15 protein-coding genes, 1 tRNA gene and 1 other RNA gene are annotated in these 20,331 nt (G+C 72.2%); 7 read left to right on the top strand and 10 right to left on the bottom strand.

Going from position 1 to position 20,331, the window contains the following annotated elements:
- Positions 1–18: 18 nt before the first annotated feature.
- On the top strand, positions 19–198 hold the full coding sequence (locus RS86_RS16740) for a DUF1918 domain-containing protein (RefSeq protein ID WP_045273406.1): 180 nt from the start codon (positions 19–21) through the stop codon (positions 196–198).
- A 78-nt stretch (positions 199–276) separates the two neighbouring features.
- Here the strand turns inward: RS86_RS16740 and RS86_RS16735 are convergent, their stop codons facing one another.
- From RS86_RS16735 to ffs, 5 genes are all read right to left on the bottom strand, one after another.
- Positions 277–2,781, bottom strand: coding sequence for a glycoside hydrolase family 65 protein (locus RS86_RS16735; protein WP_045273405.1), 2,505 nt, complete (start codon positions 2,779–2,781; stop codon positions 277–279).
- 26 nt (positions 2,782–2,807) lie between these two features.
- Positions 2,808–3,545: a beta-phosphoglucomutase family hydrolase gene (locus RS86_RS16730; protein WP_045273404.1), complete on the bottom strand. Its 738-nt coding sequence runs from the start codon at positions 3,543–3,545 to the stop codon at positions 2,808–2,810.
- Between the two features lie 114 nt (positions 3,546–3,659).
- The gene (locus tag RS86_RS16725; RefSeq protein WP_045273403.1) at positions 3,660–4,361 is read right to left on the bottom strand and encodes a hypothetical protein; all 702 of its coding nucleotides are present in this window, start codon (positions 4,359–4,361) and stop codon (positions 3,660–3,662) included.
- Between the two features lie 87 nt (positions 4,362–4,448).
- Positions 4,449–6,053, bottom strand: coding sequence for an HNH endonuclease signature motif containing protein (locus RS86_RS16720; RefSeq protein ID WP_045273402.1), 1,605 nt, complete (start codon positions 6,051–6,053; stop codon positions 4,449–4,451).
- 167 nt (positions 6,054–6,220) lie between these two features.
- Positions 6,221–6,317: signal recognition particle sRNA small type (gene ffs / locus RS86_RS20205), an RNA gene on the bottom strand.
- A gap of 113 nt (positions 6,318–6,430) precedes the next feature.
- On the opposite strand from ffs, the gene RS86_RS16715 reads away from it, so the two are divergent.
- The 5 genes from RS86_RS16715 (at position 6,431) to RS86_RS16695 (ending at position 14,195) form a co-directional block, all read left to right on the top strand.
- Positions 6,431–7,459, top strand: a complete 1,029-nt coding sequence (locus RS86_RS16715) for an AAA family ATPase (protein ID WP_082076852.1) — start codon at positions 6,431–6,433, stop codon at positions 7,457–7,459.
- A gap of 62 nt (positions 7,460–7,521) precedes the next feature.
- Positions 7,522–8,757: a DUF58 domain-containing protein gene (locus RS86_RS16710; RefSeq protein ID WP_235281809.1), complete on the top strand. Its 1,236-nt coding sequence runs from the start codon at positions 7,522–7,524 to the stop codon at positions 8,755–8,757.
- Positions 8,747–11,062, top strand: coding sequence for a transglutaminaseTgpA domain-containing protein (locus tag RS86_RS16705; protein ID WP_045273400.1), 2,316 nt, complete (start codon positions 8,747–8,749; stop codon positions 11,060–11,062). Before RS86_RS16710 ends, RS86_RS16705 begins: the two co-directional genes overlap by 11 nt.
- A 145-nt stretch (positions 11,063–11,207) precedes the next feature.
- Positions 11,208–13,139 carry a DEAD/DEAH box helicase family protein gene (locus RS86_RS16700; RefSeq protein WP_052680344.1) on the top strand — a complete coding sequence of 644 codons (1,932 nt, stop codon included), beginning with the start codon at positions 11,208–11,210 and terminating at the stop codon, positions 13,137–13,139.
- A 27-nt stretch (positions 13,140–13,166) separates the two neighbouring features.
- Positions 13,167–14,195, top strand: a complete 1,029-nt coding sequence (locus RS86_RS16695; protein WP_045273399.1) for a hypothetical protein — start codon at positions 13,167–13,169, stop codon at positions 14,193–14,195.
- 25 nt (positions 14,196–14,220) lie between these two features.
- On the opposite strand, the gene RS86_RS16690 is transcribed toward RS86_RS16695, so the two are convergent.
- The 3 genes from RS86_RS16690 to RS86_RS16680 all read right to left on the bottom strand — a co-directional run bounded on the left by RS86_RS16690 (position 14,221) and on the right by RS86_RS16680 (position 17,328).
- Positions 14,221–14,931, bottom strand: coding sequence for a DedA family protein (locus tag RS86_RS16690; protein ID WP_045273398.1), 711 nt, complete (start codon positions 14,929–14,931; stop codon positions 14,221–14,223).
- Between the two features lie 108 nt (positions 14,932–15,039).
- Positions 15,040–15,936, bottom strand: coding sequence for a rhodanese-related sulfurtransferase (locus RS86_RS16685; RefSeq protein WP_045273397.1), 897 nt, complete (start codon positions 15,934–15,936; stop codon positions 15,040–15,042).
- Between the two features lie 9 nt (positions 15,937–15,945).
- The gene (locus RS86_RS16680; protein WP_052680343.1) at positions 15,946–17,328 is read right to left on the bottom strand and encodes an LssY C-terminal domain-containing protein; all 1,383 of its coding nucleotides are present in this window, start codon (positions 17,326–17,328) and stop codon (positions 15,946–15,948) included.
- Between the two features lie 160 nt (positions 17,329–17,488).
- On the opposite strand from RS86_RS16680, the gene RS86_RS16675 reads away from it, so the two are divergent.
- A tRNA-Ser gene (locus RS86_RS16675) sits at positions 17,489–17,576 on the top strand.
- Positions 17,577–17,742: 166 nt separating this feature from the next.
- Here the strand turns inward: RS86_RS16675 and RS86_RS16670 are convergent.
- Both RS86_RS16670 and RS86_RS16665 read right to left on the bottom strand, forming a co-directional pair.
- Complete coding sequence (locus RS86_RS16670; protein WP_200892828.1) at positions 17,743–18,432, bottom strand: TetR/AcrR family transcriptional regulator; 690 nt, start codon at positions 18,430–18,432, stop codon at positions 17,743–17,745.
- Positions 18,429–20,180, bottom strand: a complete 1,752-nt coding sequence (locus RS86_RS16665; protein ID WP_045273396.1) for a glycoside hydrolase family 3 protein — start codon at positions 20,178–20,180, stop codon at positions 18,429–18,431. The genes RS86_RS16670 and RS86_RS16665 overlap by 4 nt, the downstream gene beginning before the upstream one ends.
- Positions 20,181–20,331: the final 151 nt, after the last annotated feature.

The raw sequence follows: 20,331 nt of genomic DNA, 5'->3' as shown, positions 1-20,331 counted from the left end.
CCCTGAAGGAGGAGGTGGATGATGACGCAGGTGGCAGCAGGCGACCGGATCCGCATCCACGGCCGGGTGGTGGGCGGCGCGGAGCGATCCGGCGTGGTCCTCGAGGTGCGCGGCGAGCTCCTCGTCGTGCGCTACGACGACGGGCACGAGGCGGTGCTCTCACCGGGCAGTGACTGCGAGATCAGGCACGGCGAATAGGCCGCGGGCCGCGAAGCACCGGCCCGCGGCGGGCGCCGATCCCCTCGAGAGTCTCGGGGACCGGCGCCACGGTCGGGACTACTCCCCCGATTCTCCGACGTAGCCGACGATCGGGATGGCCGAGGTCGTCGGAACAGTGGGCGACAGGATCGTGCCGTCCTCGCGGCGCGCCTGCGAACCGAACTCCGGGCGCCCGCGCAGGACAGGACCCTGGTCCGCGAGATGCACGGCGGCCGGAGCGTCGATCGACGCCGTGTGCGCGGCTCCGCGCACCGAGAAGGAGACCGGATCGCCCGAGCGCACCTCGACCAGCAGCTGGTCCGCGGTCAGCGTGATCTGCAGCTGGGAGCCGTGCCACTGCAGCGGATACGACAGCTCCGGCCAGTCGGTCGGCAGACGGGGATCGAAGCTGAGCTCGCCGTCGTGGTCGCGCATGCCGCCGAATCCGCACACGAGCGCCGTCCACACGCCACCCGCGGACGCCACGTGCACGCCGTCCGAGGCGTTGCGGTGCAGGTCGCCCAGGTCGACGTAGATCGCGTGCTCGAAGTACTCGTGCGCGAGGTCCTGGTACCCGACCTCCGCGGCGAGGATCGACTGCACGACCGCCGACAGGGTCGAGTCGCCCGTGGTGAGCGGGTCGTAGTACTCGAAGTCGGCGAGTTTCTCGGCCTCGCTGAAGTGGTTGCCCTGCAGGAACAGCGCGAGCACCACGTCCGCCTGCTTCAGCACCTGGAAGCGGTAGATCACGAGCGGGTGGAAGTGCAGCAGCAGGGGGCGCTGCTCGGGCGGGGTGGCCGGCAGATCCCACACCTCACGCTCGAGGAACAGCGAATCCTGCGGGTGGATCCCCAGCGCGGGGCTGAACGGGATGTGCATCGCGTCGGCCGCGCGCTCCCACCGCTCGACCTCGGCGGGCTCGATGCCGAGCCGCTCCACCGCCGCGTCGTACGCCTCCGGCGCATCCGCGGCCATCTCCCGCACCACGCGCGCCGCGAAGCGCAGGTTGTACCGGGCCATGACGTTCGTGAAGAGGTTGTCGTTGACGACGGTGGTGTACTCGTCCGGGCCGGTGACACCGTGGATGTGGAACGTGTCCACGCCCGCGGCGGAGCGCCAGAAGCCCAGCGTCGCCCACATCCGCGCCGTCTCCACGGCGATGTCCACGCCCTGACGGTAGAGGAAGTCGTCGTCGCCCGTCGCGCGCACGTACTTCCCGAGCGCATAGCTGACGTCGGCGTTGATGTGGTACTGCGCGGTGCCCGCGGCGTAGTACGCGCTGGCCTCCTCGCCGTTGATCGTGCGCCAGGGGAAGAGCGCCCCGCCCTCGTTCAGCTGGCCGGCGCGACGGCGCGCGGCGGGCAGCATGTGCACGCGGCAGCGCAGCGCGTTGCGCGCGAACTGCGGCGACGTGTAGGTGAGGAACGGCAGCACGTACACCTCGGTGTCCCAGAAGTAGTGCCCGCCGTAGCCGGATCCGCTCACGCCCTTGGCCGAGACGCCGGCGCCGTCGGCGCGCGCGGAGGCCTGCGCGATCTGGAACAGGCACCAGCGGGTCGCCTGCTGCAGGTCGTCGTGTCCGGCGATGCGCACATCGCTGCGCTCCCAGAACGCGGTCAGCCACTCGGCCTGCTTGGCGAACTGCGCCTCGACGCCCTCCACCGCGGCACGGTCGAGCGTGCGCCGGCAGCGGTCGATGAGCTCGCGCGCCGGCACGCCGCGGGACGTGTGGTAGCTCACGAGCTTCGTCACGCGCGTGGGGACGCCGGCCTTCGCCTGCACCCGGAACACGTTCTTCGCGATGTCGGGCTCGACGAGCTGCCGTGCGGTGTACTCGTTCTCGGTCTCGACCAGGTGGTCGGCGACCACGGCGAGGGTCATGCCGGAGTCCGCGACGCGATAGGCGAGGGCGGAACGCCCGCCGTCCTGCCAGTACTCGGCGGGCTGCAGCACGCGGTCGCCGATCCGCTCCGCCTTGCGCGGATCGAAGCCGGCCTTCTCCCCCGGGGATCCCGCCGCCATCGACGGCACGCCGCCGTACACGTCCTCGCCGTCCTGCCGGTTCAGCAGCTGGCATGAGATCGTCACGGGCGCGTCGGAGTTCTCGACCGTGACCTCGAGGCGCAGCACCGCGAGGTGGCGCTCGACGAAGGACACGATGCGCTCGTCGCGGATGCGCACCTGCTTTCCCGAGGGCGTCTCCCACAGCACCTCTCGGCTGAGGACGCCCGTGCGGAAGTCGAGCTCGCGGCGGTACTCGCGCACGTCCGCCTCGTCGAAGCTCAGCGGCTCGTCGTCGACGTACACCCGCATGACCTTGGCGTCCGGGGCGTTCACGATCGTCTGGCCGACCTCGGCGAAGCCGAACGCCTGTTCGGCATGGCGGATCTTCCAGGTCTCATGCAGCCCGTTGATGAAGGTGCCGTGCTCGAGCGCGTTGCGGCCCTCGATGTGATTGCCGCGCAGGCCGAGATATCCGTTGCCGAGACCCATGAGCGTCTCCGAGACGCCAGGGTTCACGTGCGGATAGGACGTCTCGACCAGACGCCACGGGTCGACGGGGAAGAGGTCGCGATCGATCATGCAGTGCTCTCCGTGAGGGGATCGGTTCAGGACAGGAAGCGGTCGAGGTCGTCCACGACGACGGTCGCGCCATGGGCGAGGAGGCTATCGGATCCGGCTCCGCGGTCGACGCCGACGACCGTGCCGTAGCCGGCCGCGGCGGCCGAGGCGACGCCGCTGGTCGCGTCCTCGACGGCGACCGCGGATGCCGGGTCGACGCCGATGCGCTCGGCGCCCACGCGGAACACGTCGGGCGCGGGCTTGGACGCGAGGTGCTCACGCTCGGCGACGACGCCGTCGACGATCACCGTGAAGAAGTCGCGGATACCGGCCGTGGCCAGCACCTCCTCCGCGTTCTTGGAGCTGGACACGACCGCCATCGGCACCTCCGCGGCGCGCAGCTCCTGAAGCAGGGCGAGGGATCCGGGATACGGGGAGATGCCGTCGCGGCGCAGCGCCTCCGAGAAGGCGACGTTCTTGCGGTTGCCGATCCCGCAGACGGTGTCGACCTCCGGGTCGTCGTCGACGGACCCCCACGGGATCTCGACGTTGCGACTGCGGAGCAGGCTCGCGACGCCGTCGTAGCGCTTCTTGCCGTCGACGTATGCGAAGTAGTCCTCGTCGGTGTACGCGGGAGCGATGCCCCAGAGCAGGAACACCTCGTCGAACACCGCCTGCCAGGCGTGCATGTGCACCTCGGCGGTAGGCGTCAGCACGCCGTCGAGATCGAACAGCACGGCGGCCGAGCGATGCAGATCGGGAAGCGCTGCGGGGGTGTCGGGCACGGCGGAGCCTCCGGGTGGCTGAGAACGGGATCTTTCGGATCGGCACGTCTGGGTGCCACCCTGTCCAGGGTAGTGCGCACGGGGTGCCGCGGGAAGGCGTGCGGACGTCGAAACTCAGGGCAGGGTCGCGACCTTCTCGGTGGTGACGACCCGCAGCTCGGGGATCCCTGAGCCGTTGTACACCGTGGTCCGACCCGCCGCCGAGGGCACCACGAACTCGATCCGCAGCACGTCGCCGCTTACGGCAGCATCGAGCACCCCCGGATCCGCCGTCAGGGCGACCGGATTCGCGGCGTCCTGCAGCGTGCCCTCCGGCTGGGCGACGCCGACGAAGCCGATGAGCCCCGTGGTGTCGCGCAGGCTCTGCGGAATGGTCTCGGTGCCGACCTGGATCTCGACGTAGGCCGTGTGCTGCTCCCCCTCATGACCGGCCGGGTCGTGGAGAAGGGCCTCCAGCTGTGCGGGATCCAGCGCGGGATACCCCGGGTCGGCCGCCGGGACGGGTGGGGCAGGTGACGCGGGCGCGCCTGTCTCGACGACCGGCTGGACGCCGTCGGGCGCGGACCCCTCGGACGAGGACTGCTCCGACAGCCCTGCGACGAGCCCGAGCGCGGCGGGGATCAGGATGAGCGCCGCGATGCCGATGAGGATGAGGGGCGTCCACGACCGTCGCTGCGGAGGCGTTTCGGGCGCCGGAGCGCCGGCGGGACGAGGGCGGCCGTCCCGATCGTGTTCGAGCGGCGGGATCACGTACGGGGCCGTGAGGTTCTTCGGCACCGCGGAGTACACGGTGGGCCTGCGCTCGTCGCGTCCCATGCTCGGACACTAGCGCGTCTGCCAGCCGATCCTTCGAACCTGGTTCTGTCTACCGGGCAACTCGGACGCGGTGAGATCTCCCCTCCTTCACCTCAGTGAGCCGAGGTGTTCGGCCCGCGGCTGGGTCACCCCGGGTGGGCCGAGGGCATCGGCGAGGGTCCGGCGGACGGTGCTGGGGCTGCCGCCGCGGTTGCGTGGGCGGTGCCAGGCGTCGTGCGGGTCCCACCAGTGTGGTCCGCGGATCTCGGGGGCGCCGTGGCTCATGCGGATCCGCCATCCCGAGGTGTCGAGGGTGCGGTGGTGATTCCAGCAGAGGGCGACGCCGTTACTGGTGTGGGTCGGGCCGCCGTCGGCATGCTCTCGGACGTGGTGGATCTCGCACCAGGTCGCGGGCACATGGCAGCCGGGGATCACGCACTCTCGGTCGCGATGCAGGATCGCGCGGCGTTGCAGGGCGTTGAAGATCCGCGCCGAGGTGCCGAGAGAGACGATCTGGCCGTGTTCGTCGTACAGCACGCGCTGGATCCCGCCGGCGCAGGCGGTGTGGTGCGCGACCGACAGGGGAACGTCGTCGTTCGTGCCCTCGATGAACGCTCTTCCGGTGCCGCGGGCGTAGTCCGCCGCGGACACGGAGACGACCAGTGTCGGGGCCGCGCCGCCGAGCGTGGGCATGTCCGCATGGGCGGCGGCGACGTTCAGGATGGCGGCGAGGTTGTCGTGGTTGCGCTGCGCCCGGGTGCGGGTGTCGACCGGGGCGGGCGGGCCGGCTTCGAGGGCCGGATCGAGCGGGTCGTCGTCGGGTTCGCAGAAGCGCACGTCGCCGCGTCCGCCACCAGAATCATCGGATCCGACCGACGTGCCGGATCCTGAAGCAGGATCCGAATCGCTTCCGGCGCGCCTGCTCAGGTCGGGAGAGCCCGCGGCGGCGGGGTTGTTGAGCGCGTCGAACAGGCGCTCCAGCACCCCGGCGACCTCCGGCAGCAGCCCGCCCTGAACCGGACGCACGCCGTCGCGAAGGCGGCCGATCGTGAACCCCCGGTTGTGCTCTGCTCGCCGGTCGTCGGGCTCGGCGCCATCCGGGTCGATCCGGAGCATCAGGGCGCGGGCGAAGTCGGCGAGTTCGTCGGTGGACGGCGCGGGGCCGGGGTTGCCGCGCTCGTCGGGCAGGTCCCGTCCTCGGGCCGTGTTCGCGAGCAGAGCGTCGAGAGCTTCACGCTCATCGTCGGTGATCCGCGCGCGGGCCCGCTCGACGGGACCGATCGCGGCGAGCAACCCGATCACGGAGATCTCCCCGTCACGCAGGGCCTGCCCGAGCGCCTCGAACCGCGCCGGCGCGTGCTCTCCCGCAGACAGCAGGAAGTCGCACCCGACCGCGTCCGCAGCGCGCACGTACCTGCGGGCCGTGCCCACATCCGCCCGCAGTGCACGGCGCAGCAGCTCGGTCAGGTCGGCGCACCCGGCGGTAGCGCTGATCGTCGATGACGCGGCCCCGGCCTCCCGCTCCTTCGCATGTGCGGCCGCGGCCGTGATGCCCGCGTCGAGCAGCCGCTGCACGCGCCCGAGCGACTGCAGGATGCGGATCGTCTCGGGATCCGCGACGCCCTCGAACTGCGCCGCCACCTCAGCCGACGCGCACACCTGCTGGAGCAGGTGCTCGACCTGTTCCAGAGCCTCGCGCGTCGTCGATGTCATACCCCTATTCAACCCAGGGCCACGGACATTCGAACGCCCAGATCAGGGAACATTTCCGATCTGTGCAGAACTTCCCGGATCCGCCTGCTGTGCAGGACGGATTTCGCGCATGCCAGCGGCACAGGCAATACGCACGTTGAGGCGCACCGGAACCGGATCAGGGCAAAAGAAAAGACCCTCCGCGCACCCGGCAGAGCCTGGTTACCCTTGCTGCGTTTCCGCCCTGGGGGAATTGGCCTGGGTGCCGCCACGCGGAGAGCCGTCGTCCAGTCTACCCGAGCTCGCGGGCGGCCGAGACCGGATCCCCGCCCGCCCCGTCCCCGCCCCGGGTTACGATCAAGACGCGGGCGCACCGCGGCGCCCGGTGAGAGGGACGCATGCACGCCACGAACACCGCCGACGTCACCACGAGCACCGCCCTGGACGCGACCTCCCGCGACGCCGCCGGGATCGATGCGGCCGGCTTCGCCCGCCAGACCGCCGGGATCCTGTCCTCCATCACCGAGGTGATCGACGGCAAGGCCGATGCCGTCCGCAGCGCGCTGATCTGCCTGCTCGCGGAGGGGCACCTGCTCGTGGAGGACGTGCCGGGCGTCGGGAAGACCATGCTCGCGCGCGCTCTCGCGGCGAGCATCGATGCGACCGTGCGCCGCATCCAGTTCACCCCGGATCTGCTGCCCGGCGACGTCACCGGCGTGAGCGTCTACAACCCGGTCGCGCAGGAGTTCGAGTTCAAGCCGGGCGCCGTGTTCGCGCACATCGTCATCGCCGACGAGATCAACCGCTCTTCACCCAAGACCCAGTCCGCACTGCTGGAGGCGATGGAGGAGCACCAGGTCACGGTGGACGGGAACTCCCGGCCCCTCCCGGACCCGTTCCTCGTGGTCGCCACCCAGAACCCCCTCGAGATGGAGGGCACCTACGCCCTGCCGGAGGCGCAGCGCGACCGGTTCATGATGCGGATCTCGATGGGCTACCCGGATGCGGCGGCCGAGACGCTCATGCTGCGCCAGCGCGACACGGCCAACCCGCTCGACGGCATCCGCCCCGTGCTGACCGCGACCGACGTGCGCGCGCTCATCACCTGGGCGCGGGCGGTGCACGTCGCGCCGGCGCTCGAGGAGTACGCCGTGGCGCTGTCGCAGGCCACCCGGAGCGATCCGAACCTGCATCTCGGGGCGAGCCCCCGGGCGACGCTGCAGCTCGTGCGCGCGGCGAAGGTGCAGGCCGCGCTCGACGAGCGGGACTACGTCGTCCCGGACGACCTCATCTCGCTGCTCCCCGCCGTGTTCGCGCACCGACTGATCCCCGCTCGCGGGCTGCACCGGGCCGGCGCCCGCCCGATCGAGGCCGCACTCGAGGGCATCGTGAGGCGGATCCCGGTGCCGGTGGGCCTTCCGCGGTGAACCGGCGAGAGCGCGCGCACCGCGCAGCGGATCCGCCCGGCCGGAGGATGACCGGGCGCGGCGTGAGCGCGCTCCTGACCGGGATACTCCTCGTGATCGGCGCCAACGTGCTCGCCACGCCTGTGCTGCTGTACGTGGCCGCGCTGCTGTTCGCGCTGCTGGTCCTGGCAGCGCTGTTCGTGTTCGTCCCGCGCCGCCGCGCGCAGGTCGGCCGGACGGTCGCCGCAGACCTGCTCACGGTCGGCGACGACACCTCGGTGCGGGTGCGCGTGGATCTCCGCACGGTCATGAGGGAGCCGACAGGGCGCTGGCGCGATGGGCTGCCCGCCGCCGTGCACGGCTCCGCCACCGGCCCCTTCCCGCCCGATGACGTCGAGCGGATCCCCGGCGGGGCCACCATGACGATGAGCTACCCGATCTCGGGGGTGCGCCGGGGACTCGCCTCGCTCGGCCCGCTGCGGCTCAGCACCGCGGATCCGTTCGGACTGTTCGTCCGCACCGATGAGCTCGGCGATGTGACGCCGATCACGATCGTGCCGCAGGTCGTGCCGCTTCCGCGGCTGACCGACCGCACGGGGCGCGCCGGAGGCACGGCGCAGACCTCGTCGCACCGGCTCGGTCAGGGCGCGGACAACCTCTCCCCCCGCCGGTACGTCCCCGGGGACTCGATGCGGCGCATCCACTGGCGCGCGACGGCGCACCGCGGAGATCTGATGGTGCGCCAGGAGGAGCAGGAGTCGAGCCCCGACGCCCTGGTGGTGCTCGACCGCGCCGGTGCACGCTGGGTCACGGCGGGCGGGGACACGGATTTCGAGGCCTTCGACCGCGCTGTCATGGCCTGCGCCTCGATCGCCGTGCATCTCGTGGACAACGGCTTCGCGGTCGACGTGGTCGACGCGACCGGCGTGCTGATCGGCCGGCTGCGCGGCGCGGAGGACGAGCGCGACGGCCTGCTGGTGAGCCTCGCCGGCACGGCGCCGCGCTCCGGCGAGCGCGACCATGGGCTCCCGGCCGCGAGCGAGGGGCACACCGTCGGTCCGCTCGTCGTGATCACGGGCGCGATCGACGCGGCCGACGCCGGCACGCTCCCGCACGGCGGGGCCGGAACCCCGATCCTGATCACCACCGCCCCCGGGCCGGACGCGCTGTCCGCCGCCGAGACGCAGGGCTGGCGTGCGGCCGCCCTCGGCGACGATCCGGCCGACGCCTGGGCCGACACCGGCGCGGGCGAGCCCGGATCCGCGACGGCGGACGCCGGCTCCGCACACGGTGCGCAGGAGGCGGCGCATGTCCGCTGACATCAGCGCGTACGGGGGTCCCCCGCGGCAGCGCCGCATGGACGGCGGGCCCGTGGCGGCGGCACTGCTGACCGCGCTGGGGCTGGTCGTGGCAGTGTGGCCCCTCAGTGCCGTCGTCCAGCCCGGCGCGTGGGGCGCGGGCGCCATGGCGACCACGGGAACGGTGGTCGCCGCGGGCGCCCTCGTGCGCTTCCTCACCCGCCGGACTCCGGTGTGGCTCGCGATCCCGGCCGTGCCCGTCGTGCAACTCGGCGCGGGCGCCATCGCCCTCACGGTGTTCACGGCGCAGCAGGCCGGTCGCGGGTGGTTGCTGCCGACGCCCGAAGTGTGGCGCGCGATCGACGCGTTCTTCACCGCCGCGCTCGACGAGATCCGCGGCGGCGTCGCCCCCCTCGCATCCTCCCCCGCGATCGCCGTGAGCGTCGCGACCGTAGCGGGCCTCATCGCCGTCGTGCTCGATCTCGTGCTCGTGACGCTGCGCGCGCCGCTCATCGCCGCCGTGCTGGTCACCGCGCTCGGTGCGGCGCCGGGGGTCGTCGTGCACCAGGGCGCGAATCCGGTGTGGTTCATCGGGCTCGCCCTCGCGATCCTGTTCTTCCTGCACGTGCGGTTCGCGCCACCCGGATCCGAGCGCCGGGCGACGGCGCACGATGAGACGGCAGCGGTCCGCCGAGAGACTCCCGATGCACCGCTGCGCACGCGACGCCTGCCCGCCGTCGTCCTGGGCTTCCTCGCCGTGCTCGCGGCGCTGATCGTGTCGCCGCTACTGCCCTTGTCCGCCTCGGGGCTCAACGTCGGCGGGGGCAGCACCACACTGAGCGCGACCCTCAACCTGGGGCAGGATCTGCGCCGCCCCGCCCCCGTGACCGCGCTCACGCTGATCACCCAGGACGGCACTCCGCCATACCTGCGCATCGCGACCCTCACCCGGTTCGACGGATCCACCTGGCAGCCGGACCGGCCCAGCACGGTGCCGCTGTCGCAAGGATTCGGGGACGTCGCGGCTCCGGAGGGCGTCGCGGTGCACAAGACCAAGGCCACGATCCGCACGGCCGGGATCTCCGGGTCCTGGCTGCCCGTGCCCTACCAGGCCACGGCCGTGCGCGGAGAGAACGGCAGCTGGAACGCCGCCGCCGACAACCGCACCGTGATCGCGGCGAACGCCGACGCGGCCGACCAGAACTACTCGATCGACACGGCTGCGCTCCAGCCCACGCTCGATCAGATCCGCGCATCCACCTCGTCCGGGGCCGACGTCCCCGCCGACCTGCGCGCCCTGCCTGCCGAGATGCCCGCGATCATCACCGACAGCGCACGCGAGGTCGTCGGCGGCGCCACCACCGACTACGACAAGCTGATCGCACTGCAGACCTGGTTCCGCGCCGGGTTCCGCTATTCGCTGCAGACGCCGGTCGACGACGGCTTCGACGGCACCAACGTCGACGCGGTCGCGAGGTTTCTCACCGTGCGCGAGGGGTACTGCGTGCACTTCGCCGGGGCGTTCGCCCTCATGGCGCGTTCGCTGGGCATGCCGACGCGGATCGTCGTCGGCTACCTGCCCGGCACGGCCACCGACCGCCGCTCCGACGACGGCAAGGTCGTGTACGAGGTCTCCACGGACCAGCTGCACTCCTGGCCCGAGGTGTACTTCGCCGGCATCGGCTGGGTGCCGTTCGAGCCGACCGCGACGCGCGGCGTCCCGACCGCGTTCACCGAGGACAGCTCCGGCGCCGGCGGCAGCACGGCGCCCTCCGCCGGCGCGACGCCCGCTCCCACGTCGACCGGCGCCGCCAAGGATCCGAAGAACCTCGATGTTCCGAATGCGGGTGCTGCCGGCGCGTCGACGCCGACCGCGTTGCAGGCGATGCCGGTGGTCTGGACGATCCTGGGCGTGCTCGCGGTGCTGCTGATCCCCGCCCTGATCCGGCGTCTGCAGACGATGCGCCGCCGCGCCGCCGCGGGCCATGGGGATGCCGTGGCTGCGTGGACCGAACTGCGCGCGACGCTGCAGGATCTGGGCCTGCCGGCCTCGTCCGCGGAGTCGCCGCGCGCACGCGGCGCGCGCCTGGTGCGGGAGCGCGAGGTGGATCCCGCTGCCATGGACGCGCTCGTGCGCGCGATCGAGCACGCCAGCTATGCGCGGCTGGCATCGGGCTCCCCGCCGGAGGGCTCCGATCTGCGCCCGCCGCTCGACGCCATCCGGGCGCGACTGCGCGCGCACGTCTCCCGTCGCGACAGGATCGCCGCGGCGCTGACCCCGCGCTCGCTGCTCGGCTCCCGGTTGCTCGCGACCTCGACATCCTGATCCCAGGACGCGCCGCCGGGAACGCGCGGGTTCGACGCCGGGATCGTCCGGCGCCTGGCACCGCCCCGCGGCGGCTACGCTCGGAATCCGGTGCCGATCCGGCGGCGCCGCACGGCGGGGACGACGCCGGCACGGAGGGGGACGCATGGCGGAGTCGACCGCGCCCCTCAGGGATGCGCCCCTCGGCGACTGGCGCTTCACCGGCACCCTGCGTACGTACCAGGCGCAGGTGCTGGCGCAGTTGGCCTCCGGATCCCAATCCGAGCTGCACATCGTCGCGCCGCCCGGCTCCGGCAAGACGCTGCTCGGGCTGCTGCTCGCCGCTCGCGAGGGCGGACGCACGCTCGTGCTCGCCCCGAACACGACCATCCGCGAGCAGTGGGCGCACACCGCGTCCGCGCTCGCGCCCGATGCCGCGGCGGTGTCGACGGATCCGCTGCGCATCGGCGACCTCACCGCGCTCACCTACCAGGCGCTCAGTGTCACGGGCGACGGGTCTCCGTTCGAGGCGCTCGCCCGCGCGAGGTGGGCGGACGAACTCGTCGACAGCGGCCGCACGCAGGCCGCGGCGGAGACGTGGCTCGCGGAGCTCGCGGTCGACAACCCGGCGCAGTACCGCACGGGCCTGCGCGGGCGGGTGAAGCGGATCCGGCGCCGGTTCACGCGGGAGCGACCACAGGCGATCGCGCGCGTGCTGCATCCGAACGCGGTCTCGCTCCTGGAGCGGATCGTGGACGCCGGCGTCGACACCATCGTCCTCGACGAGTGCCATCATCTGCTGGATCACTGGGCGCTCGTCGTCGCCTACCTCGTCGGCGCGATCCGCGAGCGCGGCGGGCGCGGCCTCGTGATCGGGCTCACGGCCACCCTGCCGGATGTCGCGGACGGCACCGAGTTCGACAACTACACGCAGCTGCTCGGCGAGGTCGACTTCGAGGTGCCGACCCCGGCCGTGGTGAAGGAGGGCCATCTCGCGCCCTACCGCGACCACGTGTGGTTCACCGAGCCGGTGCCGGCCGAGGCCGCCTTCATCCGCCGGCACGGCGAGCACCTGGACGCCCTGCTCGCTCAGGTGCTGTCCACCCCCGATGGCATGCGCTACCTCGAGGAGCGTCTGCAGCCCGCGGATCCGGATCCGCCGGAACTCCCGGTCGCTGATCCCCTGGTGTCCGAGCGCGCCCCGGCCGCCGGGCCCCTCGACGCGACCGTCGTCGTGCCGCCGCCCTCCCCCGCGGCGCTCGAGCGTGCGCTCGCCGACGACCTCCCCCTCACGCGCTCCTGCGGCGTGGTGCTGCGCGCCCTCGCCCCGCAGCATCCGCTGTGCGCGATCCTGCCGCCCGTGCTGTTCGAGCGCTGCACGACCGACGACCTGCTCACCGTGCTGGCCCGCTTCGCGCTCACCCGGCTGCTGCCGGATCCGCGCGCGAAGCAGCAGTGGCGCTACGTCAAGAAGGCTCTCGCAGACTTCGGCCTGCTGCTCACCGATCGCGGACTCCGCCGCGGCAGGGATCCGGTGGAGACCACCCTCGCCTTCTCGGAGGCCAAGGACCGCGCCGCGGTGGACATCCTCCGCCTCGAGCTGAGCGGAGCGGACGGCGCGAAGGTCAAAGCCGTCATCGTGACCGACTTCGTGGAGCACGGCAACAGCCGCGGCCTCGTCGGCGAGACCGCGGCGGGTGCGCTCCGCGCCTACGACTTCGTCGTGAACGATCCGCTCACTGCGGCCCTGAACCCCGTGCTGCTGACCGCGGACCGCATCCGCGTGCCGGCTGCCCGCGCAGAAGAGCTCGCGGTCGCACTCACCGCCCGCGTGGGATCGGCCGTCCAGGTGCGTCCGGACGGCGTCGGACCGTGGCGCGACCTCGACGCCCCCGGTGTCGGCGCAGGGCGCATCGTCGCCGCGGTCTCGGCCCTGATGTCGGCGGGATCCGTGCGTCTCCTCGTCGGCACCCGCGGGCTGCTCGGCGAGGGCTGGGACTGTCCCGCCGTGAACACCCTGATCGACCTCACCACCGTGACCACCTCGACGGGCGCACCGCAGCTGCGCGGCCGCACCCTGAGGCTGGATCCGGCCTGACCGGAGAAGGTCGCGCACAACTGGTCGGTGAGCTGCCTGATCCCGGCCGACGTGGCCCTGGACGACGCCACCGAGCACCGCCGGCTCGCCCGGCGGCACGGCCACCTGCTCGGACTCAGCGCGGACGACGACGCGCAGATCGTCCGCGGTCTCGGCAACGCACTGTCCCACGGCGCGCGCGAGGCGCTGAACCGCGTGCTCGGCAAGGATCCCGAGGCGTCCGTGAGCGCGCTCGGCGATCTGGTGCGCACCGAGGTGATTCCGCGCACCGAGACCCGCGCCGCCTGGCGGATCGGGGAAGCCTACGTGGCGGAGGAGCGCGAGGCGCTCACGGTGCAGAGGGCCTCGGTCTCCACGCTCGTCCCCGCCACGCGTGCGGTCCGCTCGGCACTCCCGTGGGCCGTGCTGCTCGGCATGACGGGGAGCGCGGGCATCACCGCCCTCGTCGCGAGCGCCGTCCCGATCGCGCCGGCCGCGGGCGTCGGCATCGCCGTCGCGATCGGGGCGGCACTTTCGCTGAGCGGCGCGGTCGGACCGCTCGTGCGCGAGCGCCGCCGGCGGCGCGACCCCGCGGCGTCCATCAGGGGTGCGGCGGTGGCGCTCACGCGCACCCTGGCCGAGACGGGAAGGATCCGCCCGACGGACGAGGCGGCGATCGTCGTCCGCGACGAGGGCGACCGGATGAGGATCGAGCTCTCCGGCCCCGATCAGCGCCTCGTCGCGGATGCGGTGCAGGAGCTCTTCGCCCCGCCGTCCGCCCCGCGCTTCCTGCTGCGGACCGACCGCGACGATGTCGGCGGCGGGACCTCGCTCGTCGGCATGGTCGCCGCGATGCGGCGCGAGGATCTGCGCGGGGCGGCGTTCCTCGCGGTCCCCCGCGTGCTCGCCCGGCGTCGCGCCGACGCCGAAGCGTTCGCCCGGCACTGGCGCGAGAGCGTCGGCGCGGCAGAGCTCATCGAGCTCCAGGGCGAACAGGGCCTCGCGCTGCTCGCGCTCGCCCGTCGCACCCCGCGGGTGCTCGACGCCGCGGAACCGCGCACGACGCTCTGGGGCTGAGCCGACACCCGGCCGCCGGGGCGGCTCAGGATCCTTCGGACGACCCGCTCGCCGGGAGTCCTGCCGCGGAGGCCGGTTCGTGCCCCGCCGCAACCGTCGACGCGACGGCGGGAGAACCTGGTCGCGCCGGCTCCGCATCCCCGCGGCGTCCATGCCACCAGCGCAGCACATGGTCGATGCCGAACCCGAGGATGACGGCGAACACCACGGCGATGCCGACCCCGAGCAGCGGGTTCTCGTGCACCCACTGGCCGGCCAGCAGTCCGATGCCCAGGGCGTAGGCGACCCACGTGATGCACGCGAAGAGGTCGTAGAGGAAGAACTTGCGATGCGGGAAGCCCGTCTGGCCCGCCATGTAATTCACGGCGACCCGGCCCCACGGGATGTACCGCGCGGTGAAGATCAGCGCTGCGCCGCGCTTGTCGAGCTCGTAGCGGGCCCATTCGAACATCTTGTGCACCCGCGGCCGGCGCATCCACGCCCAGCGCTCGGTGCCGATCGTGCGACCGAGCAGGTACGCCATGTTGTCCCCCGCGACCGCGCCGACCAGGGCGACAAGCCCGAGCACGACGAGGTTCGGTTGGCCGTTGTGCAGCGACAGCGCGGCCAGCGCGACGAGCGCCGTCTCGCTGGGCAGGATGGTCGCGAAGCCGTCGATGAAGAAGAACACCAGCAGCACGGGGAACAGCCAGAGCTGCCCCGCAGCATGCAGCAGCCAGGCGTTCAGCAGGTCCATGCCATCCACGCTACGGCGCGCGGGAACGCCCGTCGTCATACCTGAGAGTGATGTTCCGTACTGTTCACCGCAGGCGGACGCCCCGGAACGTCACTGCGCGCCCGCGCCTCAGACCGCGGTCGCGTGTTCCGCGCACGGCACCGCCACGCACGTCGCGCAGACCACCGCCTGATGCCGGCACGAAGGATCGGGGCAGTTCGCGGTGCGGTTCGTGGCTGCGCCGCAGCCCGCGCACACGCCGACGACAGCCGCGTGATCGGAGAAGTCGACGGATCCGCGCCCGTCGAACACGTACAGGGATCCATCCCACAGCCCGTCGTCGCCGAACCGCTCGCCGTAGCGGACGATCCCGCCCTCGAGCTGGTAGACCTCGCCGAACCCGCGCGCCGCCATGAGACTCGACAGCACCTCGCAGCGGATCCCGCCGGTGCAGTAGGTGACCACGGGCCTGCCCTTGAGGTCGTCGTACGCGCCGGAGTCGAGCAGTCCGACGAAGTCGCGCGTCGTCTCGACGTCCGGCACGATCGCTCCACGGAACCGGCCGATGCCGGCTTCCAGGGCGTTGCGCCCGTCGAAGAACACGATGTCGTCCCCGCGTTCGGCGACGAGCTCGTGCAGCGCGTCGGGGCTCAGCCGGGCGCCGCCGCCGACCACCCCGCGCTCGTCGACCTGCAGCTCCCCCGGGGCACCGAACGAGACGATCTCGTCGCGCACCTTCACGCTGAGCTTGGGGAAATCGGCGCTGTATCCGTCGGCGTCGACCGCCGTTCCCTCGCTCCATTTCACGTCCGCGTCGCGGAACGGCGCGTAAGCGCGGAACGACCGCAGCCACTTCTTCACGGCCGGCAGGTCTCCGCCGAGGGTTCCGTTGATGCCGTGCGGCGAGATCAGGATCCGTCCCCGCAGGTGCAGCGCCTCGCCGAGGTCCCGCTGCCAGAGGCGGATCGCCTCCGGATCCGGCAGGGGCGCGAAGGCGTAGAACAGCACGATCTTCGGGGTGGGCACCCAGCGATCCTAGTCGCGCGCCGGCTGCGACCTCCGCCGCGCCCAAGCGCCCGCCGACTCGCTCGACAGGGCGAGCAGCGCCAGGCACTGCAGCGAGGCGGACAGCAGCGTCCCGTTGAGTCCGAGCGTCGCCGTGCCGTCGAGGTAGTCGATCGCGGTCGAGAGCACGCCGATCGTGAGCAGCACCATCAGGATCGCCCTGGACCGTCGTCCGCGGCGCAGCACGAACCAGACCACGACGAGCTGTGCGACCGCGATGAGCACCCCGAAGCCGAGCACCCCGAGCATCACCGCCACCACCTCGGGCGGCGCGGACACGAAGACCGATTGCACGCCGGGATCGGCGGCGGCGCCGAGGGTCAGGCCGAGGATGTCGCTCAGGGCGCCGAGGACGGCCACGCATGCGGCGAAGAAGGTCGACAGCGGCGCGCGCCGCATCGACCGCTCGGCCGTGGCACGCAGCGATTCGCCGTGCCCTTCTCCCGGACGGTCCGCGGCGGGATCCGCACCGAACTCGTCGTCGGATCCCTCCGTCTCCTCGTGCGGGGCGGTGCGCACTCCGGTCACGTCGATGATCGGCAGGTGCCCGTCGGTGATGAACCGGTCGCCCCCTCCATTGCGGGAGTGGTAGCCGGTGGTGAAGTCGCGGAGGTCCCGCACGCGCACCGCGGGATCGGCCTCGCGCGCGCTCTGCACCACGAAGTCGCGCTCGACGTCCGTGTTCTCGTCGATCCGGTGGGTGACCTGCAGCGTGAACAGGCTGAGGCCCACGTCGGTGTCGTACGTGCCGGCGCCGAGCCAGTCCGCCTTCGCGCCGCCGGGCAGCAGCCAGCCGGGAGGGCAGTGCCAGAAGCGCACGTGGTGGCGCTGCTTGGGGTTGCCGGCGACCTCCTGCTGGTAAGCCACGTCGTGCCGGCGGCCGAACAGCATGAGCGGCGACACCGGTGCCGTCGCATAGCTGCGCCGGGTGAGCGTCGAGACGATGATCCCCCAGGTCGAGGCGGCGGTGATCTCGTCGGCCCGGTGCCAGCCCGCCCGCGTCATGACGTCGTCGAGCTGCGCCGCCGTGCCGTCGACCCCGAGATTGACCGGATCCCCCAGCAGGCCGTCGCCCGTGCGCGTGCGCCCGAAGAAGTAGTCGGGCACGTAGAGGTCGCTCAGCAGCCGGTGCAGGCGCGGCAGCACGAGATACGCCATGATCGCCCACACCGGGATGAACAGCAGCAGCGCCCACGGCGAGCGGACGCCCTCGATCGAGATGATCGCCGCCAGCCAGACCGCGGCGACGGTGCCCACGAGGAACGCGATCCGGTCGAACACCGTCGACGAGGGCAGCGGCTGCTGCATCTGCAGCGCCCAGCGGCGCCTCGACGGATGCTCTGCGTCGCTCACGGCTGCCCCTCCTTCGCGGTCGTCCTCAATCCTGGCACGAGGGCCGGACGCCTGCCCGGAAGGTCCCCGCGTCGTCGCGCTCCCGGTCGGACGCGGTCGATCCGCCGCCCGGGTCAGGACCATCCCGCCGCATCGGATAGGATGATCAGGTTGTATTCCTGGTGACGTGTCCGAGCGGCCGAAGGAGCACGCTTGGAAAGCGTGTGTTGTGCAAGCAACCGCGGGTTCGAATCCCGCCGTCACCGCCAGATTGAAGCGCCGCCCCGAGATCCACGGGGTGGCGCTTCACTCGTCTCCCGGCCCGCGGGGTCTCCCGGCCTCATGGCCGTCCGCGGGCTCCCGCCGTTTTCGAGGACGTCTGCAACTCTGCAGGACGGATCCGCCCGGATCCTCCTGCGGAGTTGCAGGAGTCCTTCAGAGTTGCGACTCCACTGGCCCCGTCGGCTCCGCCGGCGGCGCGTCACCGCCCGGGCGGTGCGTCCGCGCACGGTCATAGAGTGCGTCCGCCGCCGTGCGGAACGTCGCGGCGTAGTCGATCCTGTCCGGCAGCGTCGACCACTGGTCGCGGATCCCCTCGTTCAGCGCCAGAAGCTCGAGGACGAGCTGCTGAGGATCCTGATCCGCCCTGATCTCGCCGGCGGCGATCCGATCTGCCACGAACGGCACGAGCGTGTCCAGAGCCGTCTCGAGAGTGCGCTGCGCGCGCCCCTCGACCGGATGCCCCGCGATCCGGGAGGCGCCGGTGAGCATGACCCGGAAGCGCAGCAGATCCGGTTCCTCCGCCGCGGTGGCGACCGCGGCGATGAAGTCGTCGAAGAGCGCGCGCACCGACGGCGCGGGCACCCTGATCGACTGGTAGGCCTCCTCGCGGCGCTCCACGACGGCCATGAAGAGATCGGTCTTGGTCGCGAAGTGGTGCAGGAGGCCGGCATCGGTCACCCCTGCTGCGCGGGCGATGTCCGCCACGCGCGCCGACTCGTACCCCTTGCGCCCGAACTCGCGGGTCGCGGCGGCGAGGATCGCGGCACGGCGGGTCTCCCCGCGGGCGATGCGCTTGTCGGTCTCGGCGGACTTGTCGGTCTCGGGCGTGGTGGCACGGGTCACACTGACGACCATACGAGACCCGCACCGCACCGGAACAACGGGTCGGCGGTGTCGAACGGCACGTCCTCCCTGGAGTCGATCACGGCCGACATCGAACGCGGCAGGTCGAAGGGCAGGCGCCCCGTGACGGCGGCGCGCCCGGAGACCGCATCCCAGAGGACGTCGTCGTCGACCCCGAAGGTGCCCAGGAGCACGATCGGCAGCGCGGCGAGCGGGGTGAGCACCGCCGCGCGTTCGAGGAAGACGTCCACGACGGTCGGCACCGTCGCCGCGATCGCCGCGATGCGCGCAATCTCCGCCGAGGGGAACTCCAGGCTCCCGCCGTGGAAGCCCTGCTCGAGAAGCCCCTCCGCCGCCTCGTACGGCGCCACGATCCGCAGGACCGCGACATCGGCCTCCTCCGGGGCGTCGACCACGAGGGCGCGACCATCGAGCACCCGCGCGTCGATGCCCTCGACGTACACCCTGGTCGTCGGGGCGATCTCCATCGCCGCGCCCTGCAGCGCGACGATGGACGCGCTCTGAGCCCTCCGGGCGAGGGCGCGATGGGCGGGTACCGCGATGCGCTCGGCCACATCTTCGACGGCCGCGACCCGGTCCGCCGCGTCCGAGAGCAGCCCGAGGCGCTCCTTCTCCCGCAGCACACGTCGCACCGACTCGTCGATCCTCTCGACCGGCACGAGCCCTCGCTCGATCGCGGCGAGCACGGGCTCGGGATCGTCCTCACCGCCCAACTGGTCCACGCCGGCGTCGAAGAGCCGTGCGACGCGCTCGACCGGATCCGCGTCGAGCATGCCCCAGGCGCGCACCGGCAGCTCCAGGCCGAGCCGGGGCAGGCGCATGCCGTGCACGATGTTGAAGTCGGTCACGACGACCCCGTCGAAGCCGAGGCGCTCGCGCAGGAGCCCCGTGATGATCCGTCGTTCGAAGGCGAAGCCGACCTCCGCGTAGTCGAGTCCGAGCGGCGCGGCATAGCCCGGCATCACGCGGACGACGCCGGCGTGCACCGCGGCGGCGAAGGGGGCGAGGTGGTCTTCGAACCGTCCTCCGGGATACACCGTGTGCGCCCCTCGCTCGAAGTGCGCGTCCTCGCCGCCGCGCTGCGGTCCGCCCCCGGGGAAGTGCTTGACGGTGGCGGCGACGCCGGAATCCTGAAGCCCCACGACGTAGGCCGCGACGAGCTCGCCGGCGAGCTGCGGATCCTCGCCGAACGTGCCGGCGACGCGCGCCCAGCGCGGCTCCGTGGCGAGATCGGCCATGGGATGCAGGGCGATGTGCAGCCCCGCGGCGCGCAGCTCGGATCCGATCATCCCGGCGATCTCGCGCACGAGCTCCGGATCGCGGGTGGCGGCGAGGCCGATCGGCTCCGGCAGCACCGTGAAGCCGCCGCCACTCATCGCGACCTGCGCGTTGCGGACGCGACCGTGCACGGGGTCGGCCGCGACCGACACCGGGATGCCGAGGCGGGTGTCCGCGGCGAGCGCGCGGACGGCGGAACCCCAGCGGGCGAGGTCGGCGACCGGTGCAGGGTTCATCAGGGTGAGGTGGGTCACGTGCCGATCGCGCACCAGCTCGGTCGTCGGGTGGAAGCCGAACGGGGATTCACCATCGGCGCCCTCCCACAGCGTTCCGTCGGCCCCGCACACGACGCGGGCGACGAGCAGGCTCCCCACCTTCTCCTCGAGGGTCATCAGACGCAGCAGATCGTCCACTCGCTGGTCGTCGATCGTCGTGGGCTCTGCGTGCATGACCGCTCCCTCAGCTCTCGCGCGGGGAACCGCTCCCCACGTCAGGAACCACAAACCTAGTGGCTACTAGGCGAGTCTTTCAGAAGCGATTGCGCCTCTCGGATCCGGCGAGCTACGCTCCCGAACGAGTTAACCTAGTCGTCACTAAGGC

The organism is Microbacterium azadirachtae (genome assembly GCF_000956505.1).
GTDB lineage: Bacteria > Actinomycetota > Actinomycetes > Actinomycetales > Microbacteriaceae > Microbacterium > Microbacterium azadirachtae_A.
The sequence above is the reverse complement of the archived record's forward strand: the minus strand, read 5'-3'. Positions and strand labels throughout refer to the sequence as shown.